Below are 22,919 nucleotides of genomic sequence, written 5' to 3' on the forward strand. Positions count from 1 at the left end.
CAAGTTATGCTTGAGACTTTGCGGAATAGCCTGTCCCGTGGAACGGGAGACGGAACTCGAATCTACCTAGGGCATACAGGCCCGCGACCTTCCCGATGTATCGGGACAAGCATTCTAACCAGCTGAACTTCCACTGATTAAAATTTCAATATACTCTCTACTTTTCTGAGATTTGATAAAATTTTCCCTTCTTAGCGCATCTGTTTTTGTTGTGTAGATTTCAGTATAAACCAAAACCCATGGTTGTTTTCTACCTGTGTATCCTTTATGAGGGCGGTTGTGTTTCTCCAAGCGTTCACCTATGTTGTGAGTGACACCTACATAAAAACTTTTATCCTTCATGGATTGAAGGATGTATACAAAAAAGGCCATAAATAAAAAAAGTCCCAAGTTTTGCTTGGGACTTTGCGGAATGGACGGGACTCGAACCCGCGACCTCCTGCGTGACAGGCAGGCATTCTAACCAGCTGAACTACCACTCCTAATTATCTTTTTTTAATTTGATGATAAACAAATTTGCGGAATGGACGGGACTCGAACCCGCGACCTCCTGCGTGACAGGCAGGCATTCTAACCAGCTGAACTACCACTCCTAATTATCTTTTTTTAATTTGTTGATAAACAAATCTTCGAAATAGACAGGACTCGAACCGGAGACCTTCCCGAGTGATCGGGACAGGCATTCTAACCAGCTGAACTATCACTCCTAATTATCTTTTTTTAATTTGTTGATAAACAAATCTTCGAAATAGACAGGACTCGAACCGGAGACCTTCCCGAGTAATCGGGACAGGCATTCTAACCAGCTGAACTACCACTCCTAATTATCTTTTTTTAATTTGTTGATAAACAAATCTTCGAAATAGACAGGACTCGAACCGGAGACCTTTCCGAGTAATCGGGACAGGCATTCTAACCAGCTGAACTACCACTCCTAATTATCTTTTTTTAATTTGTTGATAAACAAATCTTCGAAATAGACAGGACTCGAACCGGAGACCTTCCCGAGTAGTCGGGACAGGCATTCTAACCAGCTGAACTACCACTCCTAATTATCTTTTTTTAATTTGTTGATAAACAAATCTTCGAAATAGACAGGACTCGAACCGGAGACCTTCCCGAGTAATCGGGACAGACATTCTAACCAGCTGAACTACCACTCCGTTTATTTTTTGTCACCTTCTCGTTTGAAGTGATGCAAAGGTAGTCTTTTAGTGAATTATTACAAAAAATGAAGTAGAAAAAATACATCCGAATAGTATATCATTCTTAAATTCAAGGATATAATTTTCAAATCTTCAATTTTCAAATCTTAAAAAACTCACTTTTTAGATTCCCGAAAGCTTTTTTTGCCAATTCCATGAATCCCTGAGACTATCTTCTAACGAATATTTTGCCTCCCAGCCAAGAAGTTTATTAACCTTATCAGTGTTGGCCCATACCTTCTCAATGTCTCCAGCCCTTCTTGGTCCAATTTCATAATTCAAACTCCTTCCTGATACTTTCTCAAAAGTTTTGATTACTTCCAGTACCGTATTGCCATTTCCTGTACCTACATTGAAAACATCAATAAAATCATCCTGCTTTGGATCTAAATATTCTAAGGATTTGACATGGGCGTCTGCCAAATCCAAAACATGAATATAGTCTCTAACACAACTTCCATCTTTGGTATCATAATCACTCCCAAATACGGTGATTTTCTCCCTGATTCCTGCTGCTGTTTGTGTGACAAACGGAATCAAATTAGCAGGGACACCGATTGGTAATTCTCCAATCTCTGAGCTTGGGTGAGCTCCTATGGGATTGAAATACCTCAAAGCGATCACTTTGACTCCTGACTTGCTTTTTACGTAATCATGCAAGATATCTTCACAGATTTTTTTTGTATTTCCATAAGGACTTTCAGCTTCTTTTCTTGGAGTAGATTCTAGCACTGGCAGCACATCTGGCTGCCCATATACAGTACAGGAAGAAGAAAAGACAATGTTTTTCACATCAAATTCCTTCATCACTTCCAATAGCACCAATAGAGAACCTATGTTGTTTGAATAATATCGCAGAGGAATTTTGGTGCTTTCCCCTACTGCTTTACTTGCTGCAAAGTGAATAACTCCGTCTATCTTATTTTCATCGAAAATATTTAGAACAAAATCCTTATCATTACAGTCACCTTGATAGACTTTCACTTCTTTACCAAGGATATTTCTTAAACCTAACAAGACACTTTTTTCAGAATTAGAAAAATCGTCGATAATAATAGGTGTATACCCAGATTGTTCCAGTGCCACTGCTGTATGTGACCCTATATATCCAGCTCCTCCTGTGATTAAAATATTCTTCATTTTTAGTGTTTGGTTTAATAGATTACAATATTAAAAATATAATCACAGAAGATTGTCATCAATTCATAAAACTATCTGATTAAAGTAAAGCTGCCGGGTATTTGTTTACTTTTTGGCTCATCATTCAAAATATAATTATAGGAAAACATATAGCTGTATGTTCCTAAAGGTGCGTCTTCTTCATTGATCTTACCATCCCATCCACTTGTACCTTTGTGGATCAATTCACCCCATCGTGTATATACTACCAATTCATAGTTCAAATCTTCGCAATTTGCCACTGCTTCAAAAACGCCATCTTTTGGATTAAAGCCCGTTGGCATCCTTACTATTGGATCTGCTTCAAGCATTTCTCCTGACCCAAAACTAATGCAACCTCTATTATCTACTACTGTAACATCATAATCCCCTCTGGGAATACCTTGTAAAATAAACTGATCTGAATTATCGAAGCCCCAAATGAATGAATATGGTGCATTTAGACTTTGAGGATCTGCTATAAGCTCACCATTAGATTCACCTGGACATGCGAATTTTTCGATTCTTACATCTACATCCAAGGGAAGAGGTGAGTCTATAGTAAAGGTAGTAGCCAGTATACACCCATTGGCATCTGTAATTTCAAGCTCATACGATCTTCCCTCCAGATCAAACAATGAAATTTGATTACCTTGAAAAGTACTTGTTTCCAAATTGATTGTGTATGGACTTACACCTCCCTGTATCTCCAAGATAGCTTCACCATCATTTCTTCCAAAACATGAAGTAGGCACCATACTTATGGCTGCTACCTCCAACAATGCAGGTTCTAAAATAATTATATTGTCTAGAACAATTTCGCATCCTAGATCATCTGTAATCGTTACAGAATAATCGCCCGCTGGAATGTTTTCTGCTTGAGGTGCATTCAGTGATTGATTGTGTGACCATGTGTATGTGTAAGGTGCTTGCCCTCCAAAAACATTTAAAGAAATTCTACCTGTTTGTTCTCCAAAACATAAAATATCTACAGACTCTTCTACTGCAGCAGTAAATTCATTTGTTACTACTACATCTAGTTCAGGAGAAATACCCTCACAATCATCATTAATCAAACTAAACTCTCTATACCAAATTTTCCCCGTGACTCCAGGTGAAGACCAATTTACTTGTACGACCGCTTTATCATTTGAACCTACAATTTCACCTTCTGTAACAAACCATTCGTATCCTCTTCCATTTACTACTTCTGCAACACTATATTCATATAGGGTGTTTCCATCAAAGCAAACTTGCTCAAATCCGCTTGGTTCACCAGGATCTAACCTATTATTGACAACAATAATCAATTCAACCATGTCAGCCGGACATCCTTCTTTGTTGAATGGTAAAGCAAACAGTTTTGCTGAATTATTCGCACCTAACCACCTTATGGTGACAAGATTATCTATTTCATCTACTATTACTCCGCCTTCAACAATCCATTCTATCTTAGAATACTCTTTATCAATATCAAACACATATTCAATCTCTTCTATATCAGGACATACACTGACAGGACCTTTAATTTCACCTAAAAATTCCTCCACTATCACTTCTAAGCGAATCTCTTCTTGTTGGTCACAACTCTCAGGACTAATCGATGCAGTTACCAGAATATTGTAAGTTCCTGGTATTTGATATTTATGAACTACTTCTTTACCCTCCAAAACTTCTGAACCATCACCAAAATCCCATGTGAAATATGTAAAAACATCATTTTCAGGATTAATTACCCAAACGGCATCTGAATCTAGACAAGCGACCAAATCACCTTCAATTTCAAAATCATATTCAGGCAAAACCTCAAAATTCAAATTCTCCAGACTGGCCCCTACAGCAAAGCCGTAAGATTCCAAATCACCGAAACCATAAACATAACCTATAAAACCATCTGAATTTTCTAGCCTATGTACCCCTTGATTTATCTGTATCCTTGCAAAGGAAAAAGCAGAATTACTTGGAAATGGGGTAAATTGATTTCCAACATTCCGCCCATCCAAAAATGTATTTTGAACAGAAGCAGTTTTTGTAACGATATTTACATAATGAAAATCAATGACTGGCAATTGTAGAGCAACAAATGTCACCTCCCTAAGCAACTGCTGATTAGGACTATAGCCTACCATAAACGGATCACCTATATCACTTCCAGTACCAGCTCTATTACAATCCATACTTTTCGCAAAACCAGTTACTGAAATAGGTTTATTACTCGTTATATAAGCACTTTGAGTATGTGAAAAGTCCAAAGTAATAAATTCGCCAGTACCAATATCATCTAATTTAACACTATTAACTATGATTTCTGTATTAGGCTCAGATGCCAAAATTTTAACCAATTCACCAGAGTTTCTTCCTGCAAGTGGCACGTGAAGAAATTCGTTCCCCCAAGTATTTACTGGATAAGCTTGCTGAAAAAGATGGTCATTTGCTTGCCCACAATTACCAACACCTGTCCATTTATTCCCACCAAAAACTGCTATATTTTTACAATTACTAGCATCTTCACCTACTACTCTTACACGTGACCCCGTCAGATCTCCCCTTGCTTTTAATTGATACGATTGACCTGCGTTGAGAGTAATATATATCGGATCAGAAGTTGGGTTTTGTATAGGGTTTACAGAAGGAGTGATCTCTATTTGTGTATTATCTTCGACAGCAACCACTAACAGCAAACTTTCATTGTTTGTATTAAAAACATTTGGATTAAAACCGTTTGTAACTGTTTCAAAATGGGATGTGATATAATGATCTTTTCCCAAGGCTGATATTGGTAAGACAACTGTCCCGTCGGCACTTCTTTCACGCTCATTAAAAGCATAAACAGATACGTTACCTGAAGATATTATGTAAACACTTTTATTTTCAATAAATCCTGAAGTTCTGTGAATAGCGTCAAAATTCTCTATTCTATGCACAAATTGCTGACCAACCTGTAAATTGAAATTTACAGTACTTCCTAGATAACTTATTGTACCAGTCGATGCCTCACTTGCTGTTATGACTACAATACCTAAATCAAGCGCACCATTCTGGTTTTGATTTGGTAGCACCCGGTTGTTCTCCATAAATCCAACCCAAAACTCCTTTCCGACGGTAGAAACCTGTGCATGGGAAACTTTAGTGAAAAAAGAAATTGAAAGAAATAGTATTAAGGTGGTGATTCTATGAAGTAAAATTCTATTCATTATTTGGGTAATTATCTATAAATCAGACATCAATATAGAAATCTATTTTTCAAAATTTTACATTATGTAAAAATTATTTGAATTGAAAATAGAAAATTGAGAATATGATCATTTTCTATTCTCACAATTGAAATAATTTGTTAATTTTGGTTGGTTAACTTTTATAAATCAGCTGTGCCGTATAAAGAACGTGAAATAGAAAAAAAATACTTTTCGATTGGTGAAGTTGCCACCATGTTCAAAGTTGCCCCATCTCTGATACGCTATTGGGAAGGTGAATTTGATATTATAAATCCAAAAAAAGACAAAAAAGGCAACCGAAGATTTACCAAAGAAGATATAGAGAAAATTCGATATATCTATCAGTTGGTAAAAGTGAAAGGTTTTACACTTCAAGGTGCTCAAGAAGTTATCAAAAAAGAAGAGAACCATGTTTTTGACAAAGTAGCTACGATCGCTAAGCTACACCAAATCAAGAAATTTTTAGCAGAAATAAGGGATACTATTCATGTCAAATCCGAATGAAACTTTAAAGTATGAATTAGCATTAAGTTTGGTACCCAAAATCGGCCCAGCCGTGTTTAGGGGAATCCTTTCGTACGCAGGAAGTGCTCAAAACTTTCTGAAAATCCCCAAAGGAAAAGCAGAAAAAATCCCTAGAATTGGAAAGCAAATCGTAGCAATTAGAGATGATTTTGAATCAAACTTGAAATCTGCTGAAAAAATCATAAATGACTGCCTGAAAAAAGAGATTCGTATAGCTACTTTTTCAAGTTCAGATTACCCAGAAAGACTCAAAAACATTGAAGATTTCCCTTTGGCTCTTTTTGTAAAAGGAAATGCCGACCTAAATCCATCCAGAACCATCGGGGTAGTCGGCACGCGGAATTGTACTGAATATGGCCGAAGTGTAACCAAAAAAGTGATTGAAGACCTAGTCCCATACCAACCAACGATAATCAGTGGCTTGGCTTATGGCATTGATATTGAAGCGCACCGAGCAGCACTTCAATTCGACCTTCCAACGATCGGCGTACTGGGCTCTGCAGTAGACAATATCTACCCTTCCCTCCACAAAAATACTGCTAAGGAAATGATGGAAAAAGGAGGCTTGATGAGTGAATACAAACCAAAATCACAAATGCATCCCAGCAATTTCCCGCAAAGAAACCGTATCATCGCTGGACTATCAGATGCATTGATCGTCGTAGAAGCTGCTATCAAGGGTGGTGCACTAATTACTGCAGAGATTGCTTATGGGTATAATAAAGAAATCTTTGCTATTCCCGGCAACCTTCAATCACCCCTTAGTGAAGGGTGCAATAATCTTATAAGCAAAATGAAAGCTTCAATTTTTACTGGTGTAAAAAACGTAGAAGAAGCATTGTCTTGGTCTAAAGAAAACCCGCAGGAAAGCAGGTTTAACAGAGAAAAAACTTGGCTTACACTTCCAGAAGAAGAACAAGAGATATTGAAAATCCTTAAAGAAAAAGGAGAAATAGAAATCGATCAACTTTCTATCCTAACCAACTTATCCAATTCTTTTCTTTCCTCCAAACTGCTAAATCTAGAATTCGAAGGTTTGATCAAGACTTTGCCTGGAAAAAGATATAAGCTTATTCTCTAATTTTCATCAAAGTATAATTTGATTATAGTTTGATCTCTTCTACTACTCACCTCTTCTCCAAGTTCAAAATACACTTCTCTTTTTACATGGATATAATCAGGAACCCCTGGATAAAAGTAATAACCAAAGACATTGAAATCATTGATTTCCATTATTGCTTCTTCCATAGCAATATCTAACTCTTCACTTTCTAACTTTAAAAGCTTAAAATAATCAGAGACCATCTTTTTTGAACCTTTTTCATCTAGTTCCATTTCTTGAATTAAAATGCAATAATCATCTTCAAAATCAACCTCATCAAGATATACTTTGGCTTTGGCTTTTATCTTTTCATTACCAAACATATTTGCTAAAAACTCCTCATATTCAAAAACTTCTCCAATAGCAAACTCACTACCCAAAGGAAAATGAAAATAATTCAATTCTGGTAGTAAATAATCCTCTATCCCTGCTTTGGTCTTATACATTTCTATCATTGGGGATAATGCTGAATAAATAGATTCTGTGTCTTTTCCTTCAGATAAGATTGGAATAAGAACATCAAACACACCGATTATCATATCTCGGATTTCTTCCCAATTTTCAATCCCTTGATAAGTCCCATATTCATCTGTAAGAAAAATGACCTCTGTTATGCTAGAATACCCAATTTTATTTAAGACTTCATCTGGAATCTCAGCTGATCTAAAGATTTCATTCTCATATTCCCACTTCACTTTATAGCTTGTTTCGGTAGAATCGATAACTTCAAATTTGGCCAAATACTTTGAAGAATCATTTTTGATCAAATCATCACCACTCCATTGTTTTTTGTACTTTGAAACCTCGTACTTATAAACATCCCCAACAGACCAATAGGCAATAAATGAAACTTTGGTGGTATCAACTTGAGCAAAAGTTGAAGAATACACAGAAAAACAAAAGAGAATGCAGGTGCTTAAGAATAAAGCTTTTTTCATATAGTTGAAGATGATCGCAATAAATCTAAGATTTTTTCTCAAAAAAAAAGCTCTTGATAACTAAATCAAGAGCTTTTTTTTTGAGATGTCAAGAATCATCTTTTGCCCATCTTCGGCATAATGTTTCCAAGGGCTTTTTGAGCTCCTCCCATCTTATTCATCTGCTTCATCAATTTTCTCATATCTGCAAACTGCTTCATCAGATTATTCACTTCTGTGATTGTCCTTCCACTACCAGTTGCTATTCTTTTTCTTCTGCTTCCATCAATTACATCAGGATTTTCACGCTCCAGTGGAGTCATACTTCTGATGATTGCCTCTATTGGTTTGAAAGAATCGTCATCTATATCCAAACCTTTCATAGCTTTTCCCATTCCTGGAATCATACCCATCAAGTCTTTGATATTTCCCATTTTCTTGATTTGCTCCAGCTGAGAAAGAAAATCGTCAAAATTAAATTGGTTCTTTCTGATCTTGGAGTTGATTCTCTTCGCTTCATCCTCATCAAATGTCTGTTGTGCCCTTTCTACCAAAGAGATCACATCACCCATTCCAAGAATTCTTTGCGCCATTCTATCAGGATGGAATACATCCAGATTTTCCATTTTTTCACCCGTGGAGATGAATTTGATTGGCTTATTGACTACGTGTCTTATGGAAATGGCTGCACCACCTCTTGTATCACCATCTAATTTGGTCAATACGACTCCGTCAAAATTCAATCGCTCGTCAAATGTCTTGGCTGTATTAACAGCATCTTGACCAGTCATGGAATCTACTACAAACAATGTCTCTGAAGGATTCAAAGCTTTCTTTAAAGCTTCAATTTCTTGCATCATTTGCTCATCCACAGCAAGACGACCCGCAGTATCGACAATTACCGTTTTCTTGCCTGTTTTCTTTGCATAAGCAATTGCGTTGTTAGCAATTTCCAGTGCATTTTTATTTTCAGGCTCAGCATATACTTCTACTCCTATCTGCTCTCCCAATACCTTTAGCTGATCAATCGCTGCTGGTCTGTAAATATCACAAGCCACCAAAAGCACTTGTCTGCCTTGTTTTTTGAGATAGCTCGCAAACTTACCAGAGAAAGTTGTTTTACCAGAACCTTGCAAACCTGAGATCAAAACTATCGCAGGATCACCTTTGATATTGACATCAACTTTGGTTTCACCCATCAATTTTGTCAATTCTTCTTGGGTGATTTTCACCAACAATTGGCCCGGTGACACCGCAATCAACACATCCCTACCTAGGGCTTGCTCTCTAATGGTGTCGGTTACTTCCTTGGCTACTTTATAGTTAACGTCAGCATCGATCAAGGCTCTTCTAATTTCCTTAACGGTCGTTGCTACGTTGATTTCAGTGATTTTACCAGTCCCTTTGAGGGTCTTAAAAGCTTTATCTAATTTTAAACTCAGATTATCAAACATGCCTTTTTATTCTATTTGATGCAAAAATAGAAATTTATTTGGGAAAAGGGATTGCTTATCACAAAGGTTTTGACATATCATTGATTTGGTATCCATTAAAGTTAATTGAGAATTAAGCTCCAGACATTCTTTTTATTTTTTAATTTGCGAACATTCTCAAAAATGAAAACCAAAACCAAATGCAAATCAATCTAAAAAAAGACGTTTTGCCGCATGTAATCAGTGTGGCAGTTTTTTATTTGATAGTACTATTTTATTTTTCTCCAGCAGTATTTGATGGCAAAATCATTTTCCAAAATGACATTCTCCAATGGGAAGGTGGTGCTAAAGAAATTCTAGACCACAGAACTGAGAAAGGTGAAGAAGCACTTTGGTCCAATAGCATGTTTGGCGGGATGCCTGCATATCTTGTCAGTTTTGAAATCGCTGGGGACATCACTAACTATGTCACGAAGGTTTTGACCTTGGGGCTACCACATCCTATCAATTCAATATTTTTTGGAATGGTCGCCATGTATATTCTATTATTGAGTTTCAAAGTCCGACCTGAGTTTTCTCTAATTGGTGCGATCGCCTTTGCGTTCAATACTTTTCATATAATCTCTATCGACGCAGGTCACAATGCCAAAATTTGGGCAATCTGTCTGATCCCATTAATTCTTGCAGGGATCCATATGGCATTCAACCAAAAAAAGCTTCTGGGGCTGGCTCTTTTTACTTTGGGATTGATGCTGCAACTCAAATTCAACCACCTTCAGATCACCTATTACACTGTCATTATTGTATTTATATATCTGATTGCTGTGATTTATGAACACTATAAAGCGAAGATGATTCCTGAGTTTGGTAAGGTAGCCTTGATTCTTGTTCTAGGTACCTTGATCGCAGTTGGAGGAAATATCAGCAGATTCTTGAGCGTTTATGAATATGGAAAATATTCTACCAGAGGTGCTCCAAACCTTGAAACAGGAACCAGTTCCCAAGCTGGCCTAGATAAGGATTATGCTTTCAATTGGTCTCAAGGAAAAGCGGAAACATTGACCCTTCTTGTTCCATTCTTCTATGGTGGTGGTAGTGCCGAATCACTCCCAAAAAACTCAAATACAGAAGCAGCATTGAGGTCTAATGGCGTTGATAATGCTCAAATTAGAGGTTTTATAAATGGTGCACCAACCTATTGGGGTGATCAACCTGGTACGGGTGGGCCGATTTATGGTGGAGCCATTATGATATTTTTGTTTGTCTTGGGAATTATTTATGCCCAAAAATCCTACAGAAATGCTTTTGTCGCGATAACAGTCCTCTCTTTACTCCTTGCTTGGGGCAAAAACCTAGAATGGTTTAATTATGCGGTTTTCGATTATTTGCCAGGATACAATAAATTCAGGGCAGTTTCTATGGCCTTGAGTATTGCGTTGTTTTCCATTCCTTTATTGGGATCTTTAGGTTTGGAAGGATTATTTTCAGAGAGATTTGACAAAAAAACCATAAAAAACCTAGCCATCGCTTTGGGCAGCACAGCAGGGTTTGCTTTGCTTTTGGCGATCTTGGCTGGCATTTTTGGGTTTAGGGGTGCTGTAGACACAAATCTCCCTGATTGGTTGGTTTCAGCTGTTCAGGATGACAGGAAAGCTTTTCTTCGCTCCAGTTCGTTCAAAAGTTTTTTCTTTATTTTAATTTCTGGCGCCTTGATTTTTGCAGCCTTGAAGAATAAAATATCAGTACAAATAGCTGGATTAGGCGTATCAATTCTATTAACTTTTGATTTGTGGATTATCAACAAGCGCTATTTGAATAGTGATTCCTTTGAATTTAATCCTTCAGAGCAATTCTTTACAGCCACTCCTGCCGATAAGATGATTATACAGGATCAAGGGTACTTCAGGGTTTTGAATTTGGGAAATCCATTCAATGATGCAAGAACCTCTTATTTCTTCAATAGTGTAGGTGGATATCATGGTGCGAAAATGAGAAGATATCAGGAGCTGATAGAAAATGTCATCAGTCCAGAAATGAGTTCATTTATTCAAAAGGCACAAGCTGGTGATTTTGATTTCGAAAGTCTTAATGCATTGAACATGCTCAACACCAAATACATCATGGCTGGACAAGCAGAAAATGCTGTTTTTGAGAATCCATTGGCAAATGGTCCAGCATGGTTTCCAGAAAGTATCATCGGAACCAATAGCAATGACGAAGAAATCAAATTGGTAGCTGAGATCAACACTTTGCAAGAATCCACTGTAAATACAATTGAGTTTGGAGAAGTGCAAGCTGGAGCGGGCAATGTTATCCTAGACCATCAAAGTCCCAATGAACTGAAATACGAAATAAATGCAGAAGTTGGTGGACTCGTGGTATTCTCTGAGATCTATTATCCAGTAGGCTGGAAGGCCACCATCAATGGTCAAGACGCTGAAATCATCAGAACAAATTATCTACTCAGAGGAATCGTTGTGCCAGCAGGAAAAAGTACTGTGGAGATGAAGTTTGAGCCCGCTAGTTATTACAAAACGAAGGGGATCAATGTCATTTCACAATATCTTTGGTTAGGTCTATTTTTGGTTAGCTTAGTAATCACTTTTAAAGAGAAAAAATCATGAGTACCGAGAAAAATAAAATCCAGGGCTTTTATGACGAGTTCTCAGACAAGCAATTAAAGACAGGCGTAAATTCCAGACACCTTAATATAATAAATAAATTAGTATCATCTGGATTGAAATCATCCCATAAGGTGCTAGAGGTAGGCTGTGGAATCGGTACAGTCAGTCAGCTTATCGCACAAGTGGCAAGCAAAGGGAATGTACTGGCAGTCGATATCAGTGAAAAAAGTATAGAAAAAGCTTCCCATATTTGGAAAAAGCATAAAAATTTATCCTTTGAAGTTTCTGATATGAGTGATTTCTCAAAACCAGGTCAGAGCTTTGACTACTTTGTATTTCCTGATGTTTTGGAACATATCCCAGTGGATCAGCATCCTAATTTATTTGCTAATATAGCGAAGCATTCGCACGAAAATTCAGTGGTATTTGTACACATTCCATCGCCTAGATTTTTGGAATGGATGATTCAAAATGAGCCAGAAAAACTACAGATCATTGATCAGCCACTGGACACTTCAAAGTTGGTCGGGGTCTTGCAGCAATTTGGATTTTATCTTGAAGAGATGAAAACCTATTCGATATTCTATGAAGAGAAAGATTATCAATATTTTGTATTCAGAAAAAACAAAGCGATAGAAAAGACCACTCCGAGAAGCAAATGGGAAATATTAGCAGAAAGGATTAGTATAAAATTGAATACTAAAATTCTTTCGCCTAAATGATAATATTTAGATTTACTCTAAAGAGTTCTGATTTTCTTAGTGAGATTAGTGAAATACCTTATGACCTTTGTGGTAAATAAGCTTAACCACAAAGGCCGCGAAGGTTGCACAAAGAGCACAAAAATACTTGAATAACCTCAATTTAAGATCTCAAATGATTATATACATTTTCCCAGTAAAGACCGCATTTACTGAACGTGATATTCACATGTTGAGAGCCGAATTCAAAGTAAAAGCATTGGCATTTACGCAATCGCCTTTGATGCTTCCTTTTTTTCTGATTTTACAATTCTTCCAATTATTGATTCTTCTACCTTTCACAAATCATTACCTCTGTTTTTTTGGAGGTTGGCATAGTGTGATTCCAACATTCTTTGGTAAGCTTTTCAACATCCCCACTTTCATTCAAGCTGGAGGAACTGATGCTGTCAATATGCCAAGTATAAATTATGGGAATTATAGAAAAAAATGGCTCAGAAAAGCCACTACTTACAGCTTTCTGAATTGCAGCAAAATCCTACCAGTGGCAGACAGTCTTGTTGGTTATGATTATCATTACTATCCCAATATTCCGAGAAAACAAGGTTTAAGAAACTTGATCCCAAATCTAAAAACGCCAGTCCAAGTCATTCACAATGGATTTGATTCTGTTTTCTGGGAAAATTTGGAAAAAGAAAGGTTTCCTTATTCATTTATAACTGTTGCCAAAGGAATTTCAAAATCAGCTCGAGCAAAAGTAAAAGGAATTGACTTAATAGAAATGCTTGCCCTTGAATTTCCACAATACAAATTCACACTTTTGGGAGATGAAGAATATGTTCCAAATTCAAAAAACATACATGTAATCGGCTCAATGCAACCAAAGGAAATGGTGGCTATTCTAAACCAACATCAATTCTACTTGCAACTATCGACTTCCGAAGGTTTTCCGAATGCTTTAGCTGAAGCAATGCTCTGTGGATGTGTCCCAATAGGTTCGGCCGTTGGAGACATTCCTGCGATAATTGGGAACACTGGTTTGATCTTGGAAAATCGAGATTTCGAAAAACTCAAAAATTTAGTACAAATGGTCGATCGTGATTTGTTTTCAGAGAAAAGTAAATTGGCAAGAGACAGAATTGTTTCTGAATTTTCTTTCGAAAAAAGAAAAAATGCGCTTTTATCTTTATTCAAAAGTTAAATTTGAATCTGAAAAGAAAATATGAAACCAATCGCACGTCAAAGTATTTTAACCACATTATCCTCCTATTTGGGAGTGGTGATTGGGTATTTCAATGTACTTTGGCTTTTGCCTTATGCCTTGGAACCGGAGCAAATCGGGATATTTAGGACCATCCAAGATATGGCTTTGCTATTTGTACCTTTTGCACAACTTGGGGTTGGCAATGGAATTACGAGGTTTTACCCAAAAGTAAAATCTTCTCAATTTTCATTTTTCACACTGAGTCTTTTGCTTTCTCTTTTTGGCTTTTTGGTTGTGGCAGTATTATTTTTTTTCTTCAAAGACACCTTAATTTCTGCCTTTGCAACCAATTCTCCAGAAGTCATTGATTTCTTTGGTGTGGTTTTATTTATCACACTATTCTCTGTTTTGAATACGATACTGGACGCATTTTGTAGATCATTTTTGAAAGTTGCAGTACCTGCTTTTTTCAGGGAGGTAATTTTGAGACTACTTGTAGCAATCCTTATCGCTTCCTACCTGCTTCGCTGGGTGAGTTTTGATATTTTTATGTGGGGCTTGGCTTTGACGTATTTTATAGCACTTTTGGGAATGATTATTTACATGATAAGAGTCGATCTTTTCAAGTTAAACTTCCAATTCAGTGATTTTCCTGTAGGTTTTTTAAAGGAGTTTATCAATTACAATTTGATAACACTTTTAGGAACAACTGGCGCCATCTTGATTATGAAGATTGATAGTTTGATGGTCAGTTCATTGATTGGCTTAGACGCAAATGCAATTTATACCATTGCATTTTCGATTGCTGTGGTGATAGAAATGCCAAGAAGAGCAATCTCCCAGGTGATCATGCCAGTGGTAGCTGAGCACTTTGAAAAAAACGAATTACCTGAGATCAATAAACTTTACAAACAAGTAGCTGTCCACCAATTGTTGATTTGTTTGCTTTTGTTTTTGGGTATTTGGTCTAGTATTGATAGTCTTTATCATTTTGTACCAAACAATCAGGTGTATGAAGTCGGCAAATGGGTGGTACTTTGGATTGGCTTGGGGAAATTGTCAGATGTACTTTTTTCAATCAACGGCGAAATTATCGTCTTTTCGAGGTATTATGTATTCAACATAACTGCTACCTTGATAATGTGTGTAGCAGTAATCATTCTTAATCTGGTACTGATCCCGCTGATGGGCATAGAAGGTGCTGCACTTGCATCATTTTTGGCTATGTTTCTATTCAACTTTGTGAAGTACATCTATGTCAAAAAGAGATTGAATTTTGACCCTTTTTCGATGGATATTTTAAAAATTATATTCCTGGGAATTATCACATTCACGATTCAATACTATTTGTTCCAAAACCTAGAGTTGGGGATTTCAAATATAATTTTAAGATCATTAGTAGTGATCTCAGTCTATTTGGGAGGAGTTTTTTTATTGGATATTGCTAAAGAAAGCAGAGAAAGCATTATCAAAAAAATAAAAAGAACCGGATCTTAGAGTGTTACAAACCCCTTTATAGACAAGATTTGAGCTGCCTTGAAATCGCAAACTTCCACTGTTATCCTGACTCCGAAGAGACGAGGTTCCGTCCCGATAGCTATCGGGAGGAATGAGGCCTGTTTTTGAAAAGGGCTTCACTCGGTAATTTATGTTAATTGTGAAGTTTGAACATGTCGGCGACCCGGTTCCTTGGACAAATATACGGATTATACTTGGAGAAGTTGACGATCTCCAAGTCATTATTCACCGTTAATGGTAAACCATACAGAACATTATTCTATAATTCCCCTCTCTAAAAAACAACTACAACACAATGATTGTACATTTCACAAAAAAGTAAACAAATTAGGCAAAAGCTCAGAATATAATTAAAATTGCAAAAAATACAGATTAGAATAATTTTTGTACTTACCTGCCTTAGTGCATTTCATTGATATTTGGAAAAACCAAAGATTATTTCGCAATCACAAAATATTATTCCAGTAAATTGAAAAACTCAATTTATTTATCAATAATTTTGCAGCGATAAAAGCGCATTAAAATGTATCAAATCAAAAAGCTCATAGTTTGTCTTGATCAAACAGAATTAGACGAAACTTTAATCAAATTTGCGTCATTTGTTGCACAGGTAAATCAGACAAAGAAAATCTATTTTACCAATGTGATCCGCAACCTTAATATTCCAAAAGAGGTAATAGAAGAGTTTCCTAATTTGATTGAGAATATTGTAGAGGAGAGGAAAACCAAAATGAAAGAGTTGGTGAGCCGAAATTTTACTTTATCAAAAGATATAGAGCTTTCATTTGTGGTGAAAGAAGGGCAATTATCCAAGAAAATACTGAAACTAGCCCATGAAAAATCCGCGGACATGATCATTTTGGGGAGAAAAGTTCAATTGTCCGGAACAGGGGTATTGTCACAAAGATTGGCAAGAAGGGCTAGCTGTTCTTTGTTGATTATCCCTGAAAATTCCATCCCAAAAATTGACAAATTATTGGTACCAAGTGACTTTTCGGATTATTCAAAAGACGCTATGGAAGAAGCCATTATGATCGTAGGCAAGTACGGAGGCAAGGCAGAGATCTTCTGTCAAAATGTATTTTCTATTCCTTCAGGTTATCATTTTTCAGGAAAAACTTACGAGGAGTTTGCGGCAATCATGCAAATGCATGCAGAGATCAATTTCAAAAAATTCATAAGAAAAATAGATACAAAGGGAATTACCATCAACCCGCTTTACACCAAAGATGAAGATGATGATCCTGTTGAGGACATCCTTGCCAAAGCAACTGAAATCAACGCAGATGGAATCATCATAGGAGCAAAAGGAAGAACTGCCGCCACAGCATTATTTATAGGCAGTATGGCAGAGCGCTTGATCCAAATGAACCACAAAATCCCCCTCCTAGTCACCCGTCCAAAAGGTAAAAACGCAGGAATCTTGGATTATATATTGGAGATCTAATCAACCTTTGGGGTTTCCTAAAACCCCTAAGGTTTTTATTCCAAGTACTACCCGAAGAATACAAGAAATATTTTTTTTGGGTTAGATAAGGTATGTCTTGCCCTGAAAATAATTGACACATTTTTTGATTTTTCTTTATTCTTTTCGGCTATTCAATTGCCTCCCGATATCCTCAGGACAGGCCTTTCAGGGCAAAAGTGAATCAGACATTTACCATTGCATTGGGTTTCAACCCAATGTTGGTGTCAAGTGCCTCACGAAATTATTGGGACAGGCTTTTCAGGGCAAGACATCTTTGTCTTAAATCTCTTGGCTCTGCCGCGTCCAGAAATTACTTGATACTTTTTTTATACTTAACCTCTCGTTTTATAGGCAAGTCATTTCGACTAAAAGGAGAAATCTCATACTGAATTTCACTCCCCAACTTCAATTTTAACTTTCCAGTTTCAAATAGGGACGAGACCTCTCCTGTCGTCGAGGTAACACTCAAATCTCATATCTTATTTTTCATCTCTGACTTCAAAGCTCTTAGATCTGGAAGCTTGTGTCACTTTTCTTTATAATTAGCCAATTCTCCGCATTCAAAAAATGTTTTTCTAACTACTTTTTAAACTTATTGGTATATTGATTGTCTAAGTAAGCAATGATGTCACTCAGCGATCTGGAGATTCTAACTTTGATTCAAAACCCACAAACCCGAGAGAAGGGTTACAGGCAATTGTTGAGTGTGTATCAAAAAAGAGTCTATAGCATCATCCGAAAAATGGTGATAATCCATGAAGATGCCGATGATATCACACAAAATACTTTCATTAAAGCTTTCAGGAATTTAGATAACTTCAATAGTAATTCATCATTATTTACTTGGCTTTATAGGATTGCTACTAATGAAAGTTTGAATTTTATTGAAAAGAAGAAAAGAAGATTTTTCTTTCCAATAGAAGATCATGAGGAAGTGATGAAAAACTACATCGACGAATCCTATTATATTGATGGTGACGAAATAGAAAAACAACTTCAAAAATCACTTCTCAAACTCCCTGACAAACAAAGGCTGGTATTCAATTTGAAGTATTTTGAAGATTTGAGCTATGATGAAATCAGCAGGATTACTGAAACTTCCGTAGGAGCGTTGAAAGCCAGTTATCATCATGCTGTAAAAAAAATCGAAAATGAATTGAAAGTAGAGTAAACCCTTTGGCTTCACTACTGTCTAATGTATATATTATGAAAAATTTATCTAAAAAAGATATTTTCAAGGTTCCTGACAATTACTTTGAAAGCCTTTCTGATCAAATCCTTGACAAGAAAGCTTCCCGAAAGAGTAAAGTATTCTATTTAAGAAGTATGGCCGCTGCAGCTGTTGTAATTCTTGGAGTAGCAATGTTTGTGTTCAAAAATGAAGTCAATACAGCAGATTATTTGCACCAAAATTTAGCTGAGGATATCAATTTATATATCAATGCAGGGCACTGGGGGGCAGAGGAAGTGTTATATCTATCAGACGATCCCAATTTGATATTAGACCAAATCATTAATGAAGAATGGGGAAGTTATAATGCAACTGATTTTGAATTGGAAAATGAGTTTTTATATTAATTAAAACGACAATGAAAAACACGATATTTATATTGCTCATTCTATTTACACTCTTTAGCAGTTCTGTATTTGCTCAAAGAACCCAACATCAATTCGATAGGGAAAAATATGAATCTGCAAGAGTAGCGTTCATCACCAACAGACTTGACCTAAAACCTGAACAAGCTGAAAAGTTTTGGCCTCTTTTCAACAAATTCAATGAAGAAAGAGAGCAAATGATGCGTGAAATGTCAAAAATAAATAAGGAAAGTGAAGGGGATGTAAATGAAAGTAAAGCTCAAGAGTTGATAAACAAGCGTTTTAAAATCCAACAAAGCATGCTTGATTTAGAAAAAAGCTTCACAAAAGATATTTCTAAAGTAATAAGCCCCAGTCAAGCTTTGAAATTAGGCGGAGTAAGTAGGGATTTTGTCCGGCAGATATATCGAATGAATCAAAGAAATGGCGAATGATCTAGTAAGAAAACAAAAATAGGAGTCGATTTGACTCCTATTTTTATTTGCATCAAAATTAAATTTTAAGTATTATTTTTTCAATAGATCACGTATTTCTTCTAACAAAACCTCTGATTTTGGTGGTGCGACAGGAGCCGCCGGTGCTGCTTCTTCTTTCTTTTTCATTGAATTCATACCTTTTATAGCAATAAAAATCACAAACGCAATAATTATGAAATCAATTACATTTTGGATAAAGTTACCATAACTCAAAGTCACAGCTGGAAAGTCAGTCCCTGCCTCAGTGTAGGCTTCTCTCAAAATGATCGCTAAATCTTTGAAATCAACCCCGCCAAGCATAACTCCCAAAGGCGGCATAATGATATCATTCACAAATGAAGTCACAATCTTGCCAAAAGCGCCGCCAATAATCACTGCGACAGCCAAATCAACGACGTTGCCTTTTACTGCAAATTCTTTAAATTCTTTTAACATTCCCATAATTACAAGTTTAAATTTTTTATTTCTTAGAATTGAAGATGAAAAGTACGGAAAAATTAAATAAATGCTAACTTTCTACTTCTAAAAAAGTCTTCATTTTTTGTCAAATTTAGAATAAAAAAGGTTTTGTTTTATTCTATCTTACTTAGTTAATATTTCAAAAAAAATTAAAAATTTAGAATCGACCATCATCAATTACTTACCTATTCTATTTTTGAAAATGTAAAAACAAATCACCTAAAAGAGTGCGAAACTAAAGATCTACTTCAATATAAATTAGATACTTCATGATTTGAATTTTATTATTTTCCCTAACTTTGAAGCGTAACCTATTAAACTTAAAAATGAAAATTGCATTAATTGCACATGACGGTAAAAAAGCCGATATGGTTCATTTCCTGTCTGGATTTAAGGATGAATTATTAAAAAAAGATATACAGCTAGTAGCTACAGGCACGACCGGCTCACATATAGAGAGAGCTGGATTTGAGGTTCAAAAATTACTATCTGGGCCTTTGGGTGGCGATGCTCAAATTGCCGCAATGGCAGCTCAAAAAGAATTGGATATTGTTATTTTTTTTAGAGACCCCCTCGATAAGCATCCACATGAGCCAGATGTTCAGATGCTAATGAGAATATGCGATGTTTATAATATCCCCTTAGCAACCAATCCTGCTGCTGCAGATATGTTTTTTAAATATTTAACCTTATTGAGACAGAAATAATGGAAATCAAAACGATAAAAAAAATTGGTGTTTTGACCTCTGGAGGAGATGCACCTGGTATGAATGCAGCTATAAGAGCAACAGTCAGAGCAGGTTTCTACTACAATCTCGAAATGTATGGAATATACAGAGGTTATGAAGGTATGATCAATGATGACATCAAAAAACTGGACAGCAAGAATATAGCACATGTGTTGGAAAGAGGAGGTACTTTCCTCAAATCTGCGAGAAGTGCTGAATTCAGGACTAAAGAAGGAAGGCAGAAAGCTTATGATAATTTAAAAAAGCATGGGATTGATGCATTGGTTGTCATAGGTGGCGATGGGTCGTTGACAGGCGCGCATTTGTTTTTCCAAGAATTCGGAATCCCAGCTATAGGTCTGCCAGGTACTATTGACAATGATTTATCAGGAACAGACAGTACCATTGGATTTGATACAGCTTGTAATACAGCGATTCAAGCAATAGATAAAATTAGAGATACAGCTACCTCGCATGACAGATTATTCTTTGTAGAAGTTATGGGAAGAGATGCTGGTTTTATTGCTATCAATGCAGGAATTGGCAGTGCGGCAGCCGCTACACTTATACCAGAGAAGAAAATGCCTATCGAAAGATTGGTAGAACGGTTGAAAGCTAGGACTAAAGCACTCAAGCAATCAAATATTGTAATAGTAGCCGAAGGTGGAAAAAGTGGTGGAGCAGCAGAAATTGCATCTAAAATCAAAAAACAACTTCCATACTATGATATTAAAGTCACGATTCTAGGCCACTTGCAGCGCGGCGGTTCGCCGACATCTTTTGATAGAGTACTAGCGAGCAAACTTGGGGTGGCAGCGGTAGAAGGTCTTATGCAAGGTAAATATGATGTAATGGCTGGCATTATCAACAATAAAATTGTATTTACACCTATCACAAAAGCAATAGTGGATGATAAGGAAGTAGATGAAGATGATTTTAGAATTGCAAAAATCCTTTCAACCTAAGTAGTCTAAAAAATTTGATACCAAAAAAAAGACCTGCTAAATCAATTTTAGCAGGTCTTTTTATTTACTTTTTAGTTAGCATCACAGAGGAATATGGGGGCAAAACTATCATCTTTTCATCCAAAGTACCCAATCCTAAATTGTATAAAACTTCATCAAAATCTTTAGGTGCTTCGATTGAAATAGTTTGATCGGATAAATTGTGAACTACAAATAATTTTTGGTCTTCATAAGACCGAAAAAATGCCATCAAAGGTTTCGGCAATTCCTGATCAAAAAGAGTCAAATCTCCCAAAGCCAAAGCTCTATTGGAATTTCTGAGTTTAATTACTTCTTTGTAATGATTGAAAAAACTAGTACTCATTGATTTTTGGATAGATAGTGGAGTAACCATTTCATCAATCGAATACACTGCTTCAATCCAAGTAGCTCTTCCTGTATCATTGGCTTTTATGTCCCAAAGAAATGGTTCTCGAATATTTTCATCAGGCTTTTTACCAAGCATACCTATCTCTTCCCCATAATAAAGGTAAGGGGCTCCAGGCATGGACATTAAAATGGTTATTGCCTGTTTCAACTTTTTTGGATTACTATCCAAAGAATTTAACAACCTTGGTTGATCATGATTTGATGAAAATGTTGCGTCAATAAACTCTTCAGATATTTCTTGATAATAATCAAGTATCTCTTTTTGATTCTTTGCTAAAAGCATTCCATTCTCCTCTTCGTAAGCTCTCAAAAGGGTGTAATGAAAATCAAAATTGAATAATGCAGGTAATCCTGGTAAATAAGGAGCAACCACTTCTTTCATATCATAAACCTCCCCTACCAAATACACATCAGGCTTAATTTTAGTCATTTCTGATCTAAACTCTTTCCAAAACGCATGATTATCTACAGCTCTATCATCAGGAAAAATATGCTTGGCCGCATCTAACCTAAAGCCATCTACCCCAATTTCCTCCAGCCAAAATCGTCCAATTTCGTAGATCTCTTCCCTTACTTTTGGATTATCAAAATTCAAATCAGGCATACCATCAATAAAAAAACCGTAGTAAAAATCTTCTCCTACACCAGGATCATGCCATTGTCTAATATTGTCACTATCTAAAGTAATCGCTTTTTTATTTAAAAAATCTGCAATTGTATCTTTTTGAGCCCACACATAGTAATCTCTATAAGGGTTATCTCTACCTTTTCTGGATTCTACAAACCAAGGATGCTTGCTACTAGTATGATTGATGATTAGGTCAATTACTATCTTAATGTCTTTTTCATGAGCTTTTTGCAACATCAATTTAAAGTCATCTATTGTCCCATAATCAGGATGGATGGCTTTATAATCGGTCACATCATACTTATGATAACTAGGAGATGGCATGATTGGCATAAACCAAATTGCATTTGCGCCTAGTTCTTTTACATGATCCAATTTTTTGGTCACTCCATTGAAATCTCCAATTCCATCCCCATCAGAATCATAAAAAGACTGAACAAAAATTTCGTAGGTAATGCCTGCATGTGGCCAATGGTTTTCAATATTTTTTTCTGGAGATGTCGAACATGAAGAAAGTAGAACCAAAACAAATAAGAAGGATAGATATAAATATTTTTTCATAAGTTAA

At 36.2% G+C, this 22,919-nt stretch carries 19 protein-coding genes and 2 tRNA genes; 12 read left to right on the forward strand and 9 right to left on the reverse strand.

Features of this window, described 5'->3' with window-relative positions; all coding sequences use genetic code 11:
• Positions 1–114: 114 nt before the first annotated feature.
• The 5 genes from MM213_RS12255 to MM213_RS12275 form a co-directional block, all read right to left on the reverse strand.
• The gene (locus MM213_RS12255) at positions 115–372 is read right to left on the reverse strand and encodes a GIY-YIG nuclease family protein (protein WP_255806954.1); all 258 of its coding nucleotides are present in this window, start codon (positions 370–372) and stop codon (positions 115–117) included.
• A 36-nt stretch (positions 373–408) separates the two neighbouring features.
• Positions 409–482, reverse strand: a tRNA-Asp gene (locus MM213_RS12260).
• Positions 483–519: 37 nt separating this feature from the next.
• Positions 520–593 (reverse strand) — tRNA-Asp (locus MM213_RS12265).
• 735 nt (positions 594–1,328) lie between these two features.
• Entirely contained in the window at positions 1,329–2,345 is a 1,017-nt protein-coding gene (gene galE / locus MM213_RS12270) for a UDP-glucose 4-epimerase GalE (protein ID WP_241412664.1), read from the reverse strand.
• Positions 2,346–2,416: 71 nt separating this feature from the next.
• Positions 2,417–5,557 carry a PKD domain-containing protein gene (locus MM213_RS12275; RefSeq protein ID WP_241412666.1) on the reverse strand — a complete coding sequence of 1,047 codons (3,141 nt, stop codon included), beginning with the start codon at positions 5,555–5,557 and terminating at the stop codon, positions 2,417–2,419.
• A 174-nt stretch (positions 5,558–5,731) separates the two neighbouring features.
• Between MM213_RS12275 and MM213_RS12280 the strand changes: the two genes are divergently transcribed.
• Together MM213_RS12280 and dprA are read left to right on the forward strand one after the other, a co-directional pair.
• On the forward strand, positions 5,732–6,082 hold the full coding sequence (locus MM213_RS12280) for a MerR family transcriptional regulator (RefSeq protein WP_241412667.1): 351 nt from the start codon (positions 5,732–5,734) through the stop codon (positions 6,080–6,082).
• Positions 6,066–7,184, forward strand: a complete 1,119-nt coding sequence (gene dprA / locus MM213_RS12285) for a DNA-processing protein DprA (RefSeq protein ID WP_241412668.1) — start codon at positions 6,066–6,068, stop codon at positions 7,182–7,184. Before MM213_RS12280 ends, dprA begins: the two co-directional genes overlap by 17 nt.
• On the opposite strand, the gene MM213_RS12290 is transcribed toward dprA, so the two are convergent.
• Together MM213_RS12290 and ffh are read right to left on the reverse strand one after the other, a co-directional pair.
• A complete protein-coding gene (locus MM213_RS12290) occupies positions 7,181–8,143 on the reverse strand; it encodes a hypothetical protein (RefSeq protein ID WP_241412669.1) in 963 nt (320 codons plus the stop codon). The genes dprA and MM213_RS12290 overlap by 4 nt on opposite strands.
• 95 nt (positions 8,144–8,238) lie before the next feature.
• Positions 8,239–9,576, reverse strand: a complete 1,338-nt coding sequence (gene ffh, locus MM213_RS12295) for a signal recognition particle protein (RefSeq protein WP_241412670.1) — start codon at positions 9,574–9,576, stop codon at positions 8,239–8,241.
• A 179-nt stretch (positions 9,577–9,755) separates the two neighbouring features.
• Here ffh and MM213_RS12300 point away from each other — a divergent pair, with 179 nt between their 5' ends.
• The 8 genes from MM213_RS12300 (at position 9,756) to MM213_RS12335 (ending at position 19,100) form a co-directional block, all read left to right on the forward strand.
• A complete protein-coding gene (locus MM213_RS12300; protein ID WP_241412671.1) occupies positions 9,756–12,179 on the forward strand; it encodes a YfhO family protein in 2,424 nt (807 codons plus the stop codon).
• The gene (locus MM213_RS12305; protein WP_241412672.1) at positions 12,176–12,901 is read left to right on the forward strand and encodes a class I SAM-dependent methyltransferase; all 726 of its coding nucleotides are present in this window, start codon (positions 12,176–12,178) and stop codon (positions 12,899–12,901) included. Before MM213_RS12300 ends, MM213_RS12305 begins: the two co-directional genes overlap by 4 nt.
• Before the next feature lie 154 nt (positions 12,902–13,055).
• Positions 13,056–14,081: a glycosyltransferase family 4 protein gene (locus MM213_RS12310; RefSeq protein WP_241412674.1), complete on the forward strand. Its 1,026-nt coding sequence runs from the start codon at positions 13,056–13,058 to the stop codon at positions 14,079–14,081.
• Positions 14,082–14,102: 21 nt separating this feature from the next.
• Positions 14,103–15,581, forward strand: a complete 1,479-nt coding sequence (locus tag MM213_RS12315) for an oligosaccharide flippase family protein (RefSeq protein WP_241412676.1) — start codon at positions 14,103–14,105, stop codon at positions 15,579–15,581.
• A gap of 544 nt (positions 15,582–16,125) precedes the next feature.
• A complete protein-coding gene (locus MM213_RS12320; RefSeq protein WP_241412677.1) occupies positions 16,126–17,049 on the forward strand; it encodes a universal stress protein in 924 nt (307 codons plus the stop codon).
• A 643-nt stretch (positions 17,050–17,692) separates the two neighbouring features.
• Positions 17,693–18,241 carry an RNA polymerase sigma factor gene (locus MM213_RS12325; protein WP_241412678.1) on the forward strand — a complete coding sequence of 183 codons (549 nt, stop codon included), beginning with the start codon at positions 17,693–17,695 and terminating at the stop codon, positions 18,239–18,241.
• A 35-nt stretch (positions 18,242–18,276) separates the two neighbouring features.
• Complete coding sequence (locus tag MM213_RS12330; protein WP_241412679.1) at positions 18,277–18,648, forward strand: hypothetical protein; 372 nt, start codon at positions 18,277–18,279, stop codon at positions 18,646–18,648.
• Positions 18,649–18,659: 11 nt separating this feature from the next.
• A complete protein-coding gene (locus tag MM213_RS12335) occupies positions 18,660–19,100 on the forward strand; it encodes a Spy/CpxP family protein refolding chaperone (RefSeq protein WP_241412680.1) in 441 nt (146 codons plus the stop codon).
• Positions 19,101–19,172: 72 nt separating this feature from the next.
• Here MM213_RS12335 and mscL read toward each other — a convergent pair whose 3' ends face one another.
• A complete protein-coding gene (mscL, locus tag MM213_RS12340; protein ID WP_241412681.1) occupies positions 19,173–19,583 on the reverse strand; it encodes a large-conductance mechanosensitive channel protein MscL in 411 nt (136 codons plus the stop codon).
• A 344-nt stretch (positions 19,584–19,927) separates the two neighbouring features.
• Between mscL and MM213_RS12345 the strand changes: the two genes are divergently transcribed.
• Positions 19,928–20,308 carry a methylglyoxal synthase gene (locus MM213_RS12345; protein WP_241412682.1) on the forward strand — a complete coding sequence of 127 codons (381 nt, stop codon included), beginning with the start codon at positions 19,928–19,930 and terminating at the stop codon, positions 20,306–20,308.
• On the forward strand, positions 20,308–21,294 hold the full coding sequence (gene pfkA / locus MM213_RS12350) for a 6-phosphofructokinase (RefSeq protein WP_241412683.1): 987 nt from the start codon (positions 20,308–20,310) through the stop codon (positions 21,292–21,294). Before MM213_RS12345 ends, pfkA begins: the two co-directional genes overlap by 1 nt.
• Positions 21,295–21,358: 64 nt before the next feature.
• Here the strand turns inward: pfkA and MM213_RS12355 are convergent, their stop codons facing one another.
• Positions 21,359–22,912 carry an alpha-amylase family glycosyl hydrolase gene (locus MM213_RS12355; protein ID WP_241412685.1) on the reverse strand — a complete coding sequence of 518 codons (1,554 nt, stop codon included), beginning with the start codon at positions 22,910–22,912 and terminating at the stop codon, positions 21,359–21,361.
• Positions 22,913–22,919: the final 7 nt, after the last annotated feature.

Origin of the sequence: Belliella alkalica (genome assembly GCF_022549785.1) — a bacterium.
GTDB classification, from domain to species: Bacteria; Bacteroidota; Bacteroidia; order Cytophagales; family Cyclobacteriaceae; genus Belliella; species Belliella alkalica.